The organism is Allocoleopsis sp. (assembly GCF_036703385.1).
In the GTDB taxonomy this organism is placed as follows: domain Bacteria; phylum Cyanobacteriota; class Cyanobacteriia; order Cyanobacteriales; family Coleofasciculaceae; genus Allocoleopsis.
This window is the reverse complement of record NZ_DATNPA010000613.1, coordinates 1-6,785: the sequence shown is the minus strand read 5'-3', so window position 1 is coordinate 6,785 and position 6,785 is coordinate 1. Positions and strand designations below refer to the sequence as shown.

Annotated in this window: 3 protein-coding genes; all 3 read left to right on the top strand. The window is 43.2% G+C overall.

Translation table 11 applies throughout. The features are described from left to right. Window positions 1-7 precede the first annotated feature (7 nt). Window positions 8-4,264 carry an ATP-binding protein gene (locus V6C93_RS29375; protein WP_333480220.1) on the top strand — a complete coding sequence of 1,419 codons (4,257 nt, stop codon included), beginning with the start codon at window positions 8-10 and terminating at the stop codon, window positions 4,262-4,264. Between the two features lie 169 nt (window positions 4,265-4,433). Continuing rightward, window positions 4,434-4,829, top strand: coding sequence for a response regulator (locus tag V6C93_RS29370; protein ID WP_333480219.1), 396 nt, complete (start codon window positions 4,434-4,436; stop codon window positions 4,827-4,829). Between the two features lie 204 nt (window positions 4,830-5,033). Then, window positions 5,034-6,785: ATP-binding protein (locus tag V6C93_RS29365; protein ID WP_333480218.1), on the top strand; the 1,752-nt coding region annotated here is incomplete at its 3' end.

Sequence of the window (6,785 nt, the reverse complement as noted above, 5' to 3'; positions counted from 1 at the left end):
TCAGTTCATCCGAGCCTTTTGCACAAAAGAGCATCCTTTGGTTATCTTTCTGGACGATTTGCAGTGGGCAGACTCTGCCACGCTCAAGTTAATAGAGCTGATGATGACAGATAACGAGACGCAATATCTGTTCCTAATTGGAGCGTATCGAGATAACGAAGTCAATCCCGCCCATCCTTTGATGATGACACTTGATGGGTTGCGTAATCTTGGAGCAACTATCAACTTTATTACCTTAGCACCGTTAGAACTAGAGCATATTAGTCAGCTGATTGCCGATACGTTGCACGTCGGGGCGGGTTTACAGACATCTGCCCTACGCAGCCAGGATATCGATCAGCCCGCCCTTACAGTAAAACCTTTAGCAGAACTGGTGAAGCGGAAAACTGGGGGCAATCCATTCTTTGTCAATCAATTTCTGAAAACTCTGCACGCCGAAAACTTAATAACGTTTGATTTTCAGCGTCACGCCTTCATTTGGGATATTTCAAACATTGAGGCACAGGACATTACTGATAATGTAGTGGAGTTGATGATTGGCAACTTGAAGAAACTGCCAGAATCGACTCAGCAAGTTTTACGCTTGGCTGCTTGTGTCGGGGCTTATTTCGACTTAACCACTATTTCTATCGTTTGTCAAAAATCCAAAGAGGAAATTTTTCCAGACCTAGTGATGGCAGTTCAGTCCGCGTTAATCCTGCCTACATCCGAGTTAGATACAGCACTGTTAATTCAAGATTACAAGTTCCTGCACGACCGGGTACAACAAGCGGCTTATGCCTTGATTGATGAGGCGCAAAAAACAGCGGTTCACTTACAAATTGGTCGGCTACTGTTGCAGAATACGTCGCCTGAAGCTTTATCAGAGAAGATATTTGAGATAGTCGATCATCTCAATATTGGGACAGGGGCAGGCACAGGGGCAGGCACAGGGGCAGGCACAGGGGCACTGCCCCTACATGTCCATGAACAAGAACGAAATGAAATTGCCAAACTGAATCTGATGGCAGGTCAAAAAGCGAAAACAGCAGCAGCTTATGGAGCAGCAGTCGGGTATTTGAAGGCGGGGCAAGAACTCTTGAGTGCAGATAGTTGGCAAAGTTCCTATGACCTAACCTTAGCGCTGTATGAGGAAGCAGCAGAGGCGGCGTGCCTAAAAGGGGACTTTGAGGAGATGGAGCAATTGGTGGATGTGGTGCTAAATCACGCCAAAACCGTGCTGGAAAAAGTGAAAGTTTATAATGTCAAAATTCAAGCGGCTTTATCACAGGTAAACTTCAAAGAAGCGCTTAAGATTGGACTTGCGGCGCTGAAACAATTGGGGGTCAACATACCAGAAGAGCCGAGTCAGTTGGATATTCAACGAGGACAGGAGGAAACCGCTTCACTTTTAGCTGGGAAGGAAGTTGAAGATTTAATTAACCTGCCAGCGATGACAGACCCAGAAAAGCTAGCAGCTATCCATATTCTATCGAACATAATGCCTGCTGGATTTCTAGCTGCTTATGAACTGTTGTTGCTGATTGTGTTAGCGATGGTGAATTTATCCATCAAATATGGCAATGCAATTTGGTCGGCATTTGGTTATAGTTGCTACGGACTAGTTCTGTGTGGCGTAGTCCAAGATATTGAGTTGGGTTATAAATTTGGCAAATTGGCTTTAAGTTTAGTGGAACGATTAAATGCCAAAAAAGTCAAGGCTAAGGTATTCCTAATATTTGGTGTTTGTACAATGCACTGGAAAGAACATTTCCGGGAATCACTACCGCTGGCACTTGAGGGCTATCAAAGTGGAGTGGAAACCGGAGAATTTGTTTTTGGTGGTTATTGTGCTTTTTATCTGTGCGATCACGCCTATTTTAGCGGTCACGAACTGACGGCGCTAGAACAGCAGATGGCGACCTACAGTCATGCTATGAGTCAAATTAAACAGGAAAGTTCTTTGAATTGGACGACAACAGCTTGGCAAGTAGTCCTTAATTTGCTCGGTCGATCTGAAAATCCGTGTCGTTTAATGGGTGATGCTTATAATGAGGAGCGATCGCTTCCGCTTACTCTTAAAGCGAATGACCGACTAGGAATTCATAGAATTTATCTAAATAAACTTATTTTATGTTATCTGTTTGAGGAGTTTCATCAAGCCCTGCAAAATGCTGCTATGGCAGAACAGTATTTAGACGGTGTGACAGCCACGCTAGCTGTAGCCCTCTTGCCTTTCTATGATTCTCTGGCGCATTTAGCGGTGTTTGGCGAGGCTTCAGATTCCGAAAAAGAGGCTTGGCTAAATCGGATTAATACTAACCAAGAAAAAATGCAGAAATGGGCGCATCATGCCCCGATGAATTTTTTGCATAAATTTTATCTGGTAGAGGCAGAGAAGGCGCGGGTTTTGGGGCAAGTCGTTGAAGCAATAGATTTTTATGAGCGAGCGATTAAAGGAGCAAGGGAGAACGGATTTATCCAAGAAGAGGCATTAGGTTATGAGTTAGCAGCGAAGTTTTATCTGGCGCGGGGCATGGACAAGTTTGCCCAAATTTATATGAAAGAGGCTCACTATGGCTATGTGCGCTGGGGAGCAAAGGCAAAAGTCAAGGATTTGGAAGCAAGATATTCGCAGTTACTTAACTTATCATCTGTAGCGACTCGCCTGACAGACACAAGCACGATAATTAGCAGCGCCTCAACTGGCAGTCGCTCTAAGGAGGCTTTAGATTTAGCCACCGTAATGAAAGCCTCCCAAGCCATTTCCGGCGAAATTGTGCTGGAAAAGTTACTCGCTTCCTTGATGAAGATTCTCATTGAGAATGCCGGGGCGCAAATTGGCTTTCTCATTTTGCGTTCCCAGCCTCAGACAGGGAACGAGACAGGAGAATGGGTAATTGAAGCCTCTGGGGAGGTGAATGCTGATAAAGTCACGGTTTTACAGTCAATACCCATCGACCAACACTTACCCACATCGATCATCAACTATGTCACCCGTACCAGAGAAACGGTTGTTAAGAATGATGCCGCGCAACAGGGCAAATTTACCAACGACCCGTATATCAAAGCGAATAAGACCAAATCTATTTTGTGTGCGCCCCTACTCAATCAAGGTCAACTCAGCGGTATTGTTTATCTGGAGAATAATCTCACAGGGGGAGCTTTTACTCCAGATAGGTTAGAAGTCATACAATTATTATCTGGGCAAGCTGCGATCGCTATTGAAAATGCCCAACTCTACAACAACTTAGAACAAAAAGTAAGCGATCGCACCCAAGAACTCGCACAAGCACTCGACGATCTCAAAGCCACTCAAGACGAACTAATCCAATCCGCAAAAATGGCAGCTTTGGGACAGCTAATTGCAGGTATTGCCCACGAAGTCAATACCCCCTTAGGAGCAATTCGTTCCTCAGCAGAGAGTGTGTCTCAGTTCTTGAGTCAAAGTCTAAAAGAATTACCCACACTGTTGCAATCCCTTGGTTCAGAGGAAGTTGAGAATTTCTTAGCTTTACTGCAAAAGTCACTGGAAAGTGAATCCAACTTATCTGCTAAAGAAGAGCGCAAACTGAAGAGAGCCTTAATTAGCCAACTCGAAAATGAAGAGATTGAAGAGGCTGATAACTTTGCTGATACTCTGATTGATATGGGAGTTTATCAGGAACTCGAACCCTTTTTGCCCTTGTTCAAAAGGTATGATGGCTTAGAGATATTAGAAATTGCCTATAGAGTGACTGAATTGCAAAGAGGAATTCAAACCATTAACACGGCTACAGACCGAGCATCAAAAGTTGTGTTTGCTTTAAAAACTTACGCCCGTTACGACTCATCGGGTGAAAAGATTCCCACCAGTTTGATTGAAGGAATTGAAACGGTGTTAACTCTCTATCACAATCAACTAAAACAGGGAGTGGACGTCATCAGAAACTATGTCGAGTTACCCCAGATACTGGGTTATCCCGATGAACTCAATCAGGTATGGACAAATCTCGTTCACAATGCCTTACAAGCAATGGACAATCATGGGACTTTAACAATTGATATCACTGAGCAAGAGCAGGAAGTGAAGATTAGCATCACCGATACTGGTAAAGGGATACCAGCAGAGATTATGCCTAAAATATTTCAGCCCTTTTTTACGACTAAACCGCCAGGAGAAGGGAGTGGTTTGGGTTTAGATATTGTCAAGAAGATTATTAAGAAACATCAGGGACGCATTGAGGTAGATTCAGTAGTGGGCAAAACCACATTTACTGTATTTTTGCCTATGCGTCATGGCTAATGATGCCATATCATGTCCGGTTAATTACCTGTCATAAAATTCTGTTCGTAGTAGACAGGCGAGCGTGCCCCTCATCAGAGGAATAAAGTCCTCACTACAAACGTCTCAGATATTATGGGGATTTGCCGGACTCTATATCATTTGTCATTTTTTAAATTACCAATTAGCGATGAGCAAATCAGTTATTTTGTGTGTTGATGATGAGAAGGTCGTCTTGACTAGTCTTAAGAGACAACTCAAACAAGCATTTGGCAATCAGTATCAATATGAAGAGGCTGAAAATGCTGATGAAGCCCTAGAGTTAATTGATGAGCTCACTCAGGATAGCATCGATATTATTCTGATTGTCTCTGATTGGTTAATGCCAGGAATGAAGGGAGATGAATTTCTGATAAAAGTTCATCAAAAGTTTCCCAAAGTCGTAAAAATTATGCTAACGGGTCAAGCTGATGAATCAGCCATTAAACGAGCGAAAGAGCAGGCTAACCTTCATTGCTGCTTATATAAACCTTGGACACAAGCCGAACTAGTAGAAACGATTAAATCAGGTTTAGAAAAACTATAATCGCTCATAACAATAATCCATATAGCAACAATTTTGTAGCAGATGAATACCGAAACTGGTTATTTCATATTACAAGTAATATCGGTGTATTACTATAAATCTTAAAAATAACTCTTCCTTCTCTTAAGTAACAAGTCTTCTAAAAGCTTTATTGTATAAAACATTGAATCCGCTTTTTTTGAAAAAGATTTAAACTACCGAAATATGAGCAATAACACAACCCTAGCAATTGCTGGGTATCAGGTTATTACCCAAATCTACGAAAGTGCCAACTCCCTGGTTTATCGAGGTATTCGGCCCCAAGACAACCAACGTGTTATCCTCAAGGTACTCAAACAAGACTATCCCACACCATCGGAACTCACCCGCTACAAGCAAGAATATGAAATTACCCGCAATCTGAACACAGATGGGGTGGTTAAAGCTTATGGATTAGAAGCCTATCAGAGAACTTTGGTCATTATCCTTGAGGATTTTGGTGCGTCATCCTTAAGGCAATTGATGGATGAATGTATGGAGGGAGCCACGGGGGCACTACCCCTACCAGAATTCCTGGGCATCGCTATCAAAATAACTGAGGGTTTGGGCAATATTCACACCGCAAATATTATCCACAAAGATATTAATTCAGCCAATATTGTCTTTAACCCAGAAACCGGAATTGTCAAAATCATCGACTTTGGCATTTCTACTCAATTAACCCGCGAAAATCCTACCCTAAAAAATCCCAATGTTGTAGAAGGCACATTAGCCTATATGTCACCGGAACAAACGGGACGGATGAACCGTTCTTTGGATTACCGCACGGACTTTTACTCCCTCGGCGTCACCTTCTACGAACTGCTCACAGGGCAACTACCGTTTGAGACGACAGATGCTCTGGAATTGGTGCATTGTCATATCGCTAAAGTGCCTTCGTCGCCGCATCAGCTTAATCCGGAAATTCCCTTCGCTTTGTCAGATATTGTCATGAAACTGATGGCGAAAACGGCAGAGGAGCGATACCAAAGCGCTTGGGGAATTAAAGCCGATCTAGAAGAATGTCTCAAACAATTCCAGATAAAGGGAGAAATTTCCGAGTTTCCTCTGGCTTCTCAAGATATTTCGGATAAGTTTCAAATTCCGCAAAAACTCTACGGCAGAGAAAAAGAAGTAGAAACTCTCCTGGCAGCATTTGAGCGAGTAGCAGCACACACGGATATTGAGGCGGATACACCGATTAATGGAGACAATCCCAAATCCCCAATCCAAAATCGAAAATCCAAAATTGAAATGATGCTGGTGGCGGGTTATTCCGGTATTGGCAAATCAGCACTGGTGCAAGAAATTTATAAGCCCATTACCTCTAAACGCGGCTATTTCATATCCGGCAAATTTGACCAGTTTCAGCGCAATATTCCCTACTCTGCCGTAGTAGACGCCTTTCAGGGATTGGTGCGGCAACTCTTAAGTGAAAGCTCTGAACAACTGAACCTGTGGCGAGAAAAACTTTTAACCACATTTGGTGACAACGGTCAAGTAATTATTGATGTAATTCCCGAAGTAGAACTGATTGTCGGTAAACAGCCAGCCGTGCCAGAGTTAGGGCCAACTGAGTCGCAAAATCGCTTTAATCTCGTCTTTGGTCACTTCATCCGGGCATGTTGTACAAAAGAGCATCCCTTAGTTATCTTTTTGGACGATTTACAGTGGGCAGATTCCGCCACTCTCAAATTGATAGAACTGATGATGACCGATGCTGATACGGAGTATTTATTTTTGATTGGGGCGTATCGTGATAACGAGGTCAACTCTGCCCATCCTTTAATGATCACCCTTGATAGCATCCGCAAGGAAGGGGCAACTGTCAACTGTATTACCTTAGCACCTTTACATAGCGAGCCGATCGCGCAACTGATTGCCGATACCTTGCACAGTGGCATCGCATCAGTAAAACCCTTGGCATCCCTTATAGTG

Coding starts and splice junctions, on each gene's coding strand:
- V6C93_RS29370 (WP_333480219.1), top strand. CDS start 4,434: ATGAGCAAATCAGTTATTTTGTGTGTTGATGATGAGAAGGTCGTCTTG.